The sequence below is a fragment of the Bradyrhizobium sp. P5_C11_2 genome, from assembly GCF_054049755.1.
On record NZ_JBFULT010000631.1, the window covers coordinates 1 to 4,076 of the forward strand.

The 4,076-nt window shown below is 67.3% G+C and carries 2 protein-coding genes; one reads left to right on the forward strand and one right to left on the reverse strand.

Going from position 1 to position 4,076, the window contains the following annotated elements:
* The coding region (locus ACXJL8_RS35670; RefSeq protein WP_456686511.1) for a VOC family protein at nucleotides 1-525 on the forward strand (525 nt) is incomplete at its 5' end.
* Between the two features lie 153 nt (nucleotides 526-678).
* On the opposite strand, the gene ACXJL8_RS35675 is transcribed toward ACXJL8_RS35670, so the two are convergent.
* On the reverse strand, nucleotides 679-4,076 hold a 3,398-nt coding region (locus ACXJL8_RS35675), incomplete at its 5' end, for a molybdopterin cofactor-binding domain-containing protein (protein ID WP_456686512.1).

Here is a 4,076-nt window from a genome sequence, read left to right on the forward strand (position 1 = left end):
GTCAACGTCCGCCGCCTCGACCATCTCAACTGCCTCGCCGTCGACATCAAGGCCAACCGCGAGTTCTTCGAGAACTATCTCGGCTGCCGGCTCACCGAGCAGATCGTGCTCAACGACGGTCGGGAAGCGGCGATGTGGTTGACGATGTCGAACAAGAGCTACGACTTCGCCTATTCGCTCGATCATTCCGGCACGCCCGGCCGCTTCCACCACGTCACCTACGCGCTCGACAGCCGCGAGGAAATCCTGCGCGCCGCCGACATCTTCCTGGAGAACGGCATCCACATCGAGACCGGCCCGCACAAGCACGCGATCCAGCAGACCTTCTTCCTCTATGTCTACGAGCCCGGCGGCAATCGCGTCGAAGTCGCCAATGCCGGCGCGCGCCTCATCCTCGCGCCGGACTGGAAGCCGATCGTGTGGACGGAAGAGGAGCGCAAGAAGGGCCAGGCGTGGGGCTTGAAGACGATCGAGTCCTTCCACACCCACGGCACGCCGCCGGTGGAGGCGAAGAAGCACGCGTAGTGTTGTATCTCTGACGCTTCAATCATGCAGTGTCATTCCGGGGCGACGCGAAGCGGCGAGCTATGATGCGCAATTGCGCATCTGAGAATCCATAACCCCGGCTGGTGATTATGGATTCCGGGCTCCCTGCTACGCTCGGGCCCCGGAATGACACTAATGTGCTGAGCTGCGCACGCGCGCGATCGTTTCGCGCAGGCCCGTCCAGGCCGGCTTGTCAGGCGCGAACTGCTTGCGCAGGAAGGTGACGAGCTCTTCGATCTGCGCGTCGCTCATGCTGTCCTTGAACGCCGGCATGTAGCCGAGGTCGCTCGAGACGGGCTCGGTGATGCCGTGCAGGATCACCTGCACGAGATTGTCCGGCGCTCGGCTGTGCAGATTGCTGTTGAGCGCAAGCGAGGGCCGGCTTCCGAACAGCGGCAGGCCGCCGACCTCGTGACAGACGGCGCAGGCGCCCTGATAGAGCCGCGCGCCGGTTGAGGCGGCGGTGGTGACTTGCGTTGCGCTCTCAAGCCTGGCGGCAAGCGTATCCGGCGCCTCGGTGGCAGCGTCGTTGAACGAATTGAGATAGACGGCCATCGCGCGAATGTCCTGGTCGGGCAGGGCCGTGAGATCCCTGACGACCGGCGCCATCGGGCCGGCCGCGACGCCGTGATAGCGCGAATTGCCGGCGCGCAAATAGGCGAACAGCTCGTCCTCGCTCCACGGGATCGGCGCCTGCGAGAGCGAGGTCAGCGGCGGCGCCTCCCAGCCTTCGGCGAAGCCGCCGGCGAGGTAGGCATTGCGCTGCTCGGCGCCGAGCGCATTGCGCGGCGAATGGCAGCCGCTGCAATGGCCGAGGCTCTCGACCAGATAGGCGCCGCGATTCCACAGCTCGGATTTTGCCGGATCGGGCTTGAACTCACGCGTCTGGTGAAACAGCGCATTCCATCCCGCGAGCAGCGGGCGGAGATTGAACGGGAAGGCGAGTGTGTTTGCAGGCTGCGTGGCGCGCACCGCGGGCTGAGCCATCAGGTAGGCGTAGAGCGCCTGGAGATCGGCTTCGCTCGTCTTCGAAAAATGCGTGTAGGGGAAGGCGGGATAGAGCTGGCGCCCGTCGCGATGAAGCCCGTCGCGCATCGCGCGCTCGAACGCGGGATAGGACCAGGCCCCGATACCGGTCTCGACGTCGGGCGTGATGTTGGTCGCGTAGATCGTGCCGAACGGGGTCTCCAGCGCGCGGCCGCCGGCGTTGAACGCGCCACCGATCGTGGTGTGGCACTCCGCGCAATTGCCGAGCGCGGCAAGCTGCTCTCCGCGGGCGATGGTCGCTGCGGAATAGACCGACGCATCGGGCCGCGCGATCGGTGCGATGGCACGCCCGGGCAGCAGTGCCGCGCCGATGCCGATTGCGGCGGTGCAGACCGCCGCAATCGTCGCAAAGATGCCGGCGCGCCTGGCGAACGGATTCTGCCAGATGCGAGACGGCGGCGCAGCGGGAGCGGGGAGTGCCTGCGGCGTCGCCTGGGCATCGCCGTGCAATCCCTTGAGGATACGCTCGGGCGTGAACGGCGGCTCGCGGAAACGCACGCCGGTCGCATCGAAGATCGCATTGGCGATCGCCGCCGCGCTCGGCACCGAGGCGGACTCGCCGACGCCGAGCGGCGGCTGGTCCGGTCGCGGCAGCATCAGCACGTCGATCTTGGGCACATCGGGGAAGGGGATGATCGGATAGGCGCCCCATTCGCGCGCCGCCACCGCGCCGCGCTCGAACGAGACCTCCTCCATCAGCGCGCGGCTGGTGGATTGGATCACGTTGCCGTGGATCTGGTGCCGCACACCGTCCGGATTGATCATCAGGCCGGAGTCCTGACCCGCGACGACGCGTGTCACGCTGACATCGCCGGTCGTCTTGTTCACGGCGACGTCGGCGACCCAAGCCGACCACGCCGCGCCAAAGCCTGGAAACTTGCTGTGGACATAGAGCGCGTAGGCAAAGCCGCGTCCGTGCACGACCTCGCCGTCTTTCTCCTCGCGGACCGGTCGTGGCGTCCAGCCCGCGCGCTCGGCGACCGCATTGACGAGATCGACGGCGCGCTGGTCCTTCAGATAGCGCAGCCGGTATTCGATCGGGTCGACGCCGGCCTCGGTCGCGAGCTCGTCGATATAGGATTCGTGCGCAAAGGTGTTCGGCAGCGCCGAGACGCCGCGGAACCAGGACGCGCGCACGATCGGTGCCATGTCATGGGCGACGACGCGCATGTGGTCGTAGTCGTAAGGCGGGATCGCGGTGCGGTCGCCCATCTGGAGGACGTCGGGCTCGGATGAAATTCGCCCGGTGAGCAGGAGCGCCAGCGTCGGCGCGGCATTCGAGGGGTAGCGCGTGGCGAGATCGTAACCGGCGACGCCGCCGTCGGCGTTCAGGCCGCCATTGACGTCGATCAGCTGTGCGGTGCCTTTCGGCTCCCAGGCGTGCTCCTGCTCGCGCGTCAACTGCACGCGCACGGGCCGGCCGACCGCGCGCGACAAGAGCAGCGCGTCCGCGGTGACGTCATCGGCGCAGTTGCGGCCGTAGCAGCCGGCGGCCTCGAGCCGGATCAATTCGATCTCGTTCTCGGGACGCTCGATCAGCAGTGCGAGATCGCCGCGCAGCACGTGCGGATTCTGCGTGCCCGACCAGACGCGGATGTTGCCGTCCCTGAAGTCGGCGACCGCGCAGGAGGGACCGATCGAGGCATGCATCTGATACGGCCAGACATAGGTGCGCTGCATCGGCCTGGCCGCGCCTGATATCGCCGCATTGACGTCGCCCTTGTCGATCAGCGTGCGCGGCGTCGACGGATTGGCGCGTAGCGCCGTCTCGACGTCGGCGAGATCGGGCAGGGTGGGCGTCGGCTTCCAGCTCACCTTGAGCTGCGCCGCCGCCAGAATCGCATTCTCCTCGCGCTCAGCGACCACGCCGACGAAATCGCCGATGCGCACGACCGCGACGAGGCCGGGAATATTGCCTACCGAGGATTCGTCGACCGCGATCAGGCTGGTGCCGACGAACGGCCCGGCGTCGACGCCGGCGTAGGGGGGGCGCACCACGCGTCCGTGCAACATGCCGGGGACGCGGATGTCGTGCACGAAGGTCAGTTCACCCGTGGCTTTGGYCGGCAGATCGACGCGCGGGACCGACTGGCCGACGATGGCGTAGTCGCCGACCGGCTTGACCTGCACGTCGTCGGCAAGCTCGAGACGAATGGTCTCGCCGCCGAGCAGTTCGCCGYAGCTGACGCTGCGGTTGTGCCCGCGCACGAGGCCGTCCTCGACGCGGAGATCGGCAAGGGGCAACTCCAACCGCTCGACGGCGCGCGCGATCAAGAAGTGCCGCGCTTGCGCGGCGGCCTTGCGCAGCGGTTCGGCGGTGATCTGGATGGTTTCGCTGGCGATCGTCGGGCCCTGGTTCGGCACCACGGCGGTATCGCCGAGCACAACGACGACGCGGGCAAAGGAGACATCGAGCTCTTCGGCGACGATCTGGCCGAGCGCGGTGCGGATGCCGGTGCCGAGATCGACATGGCCGTTATAGG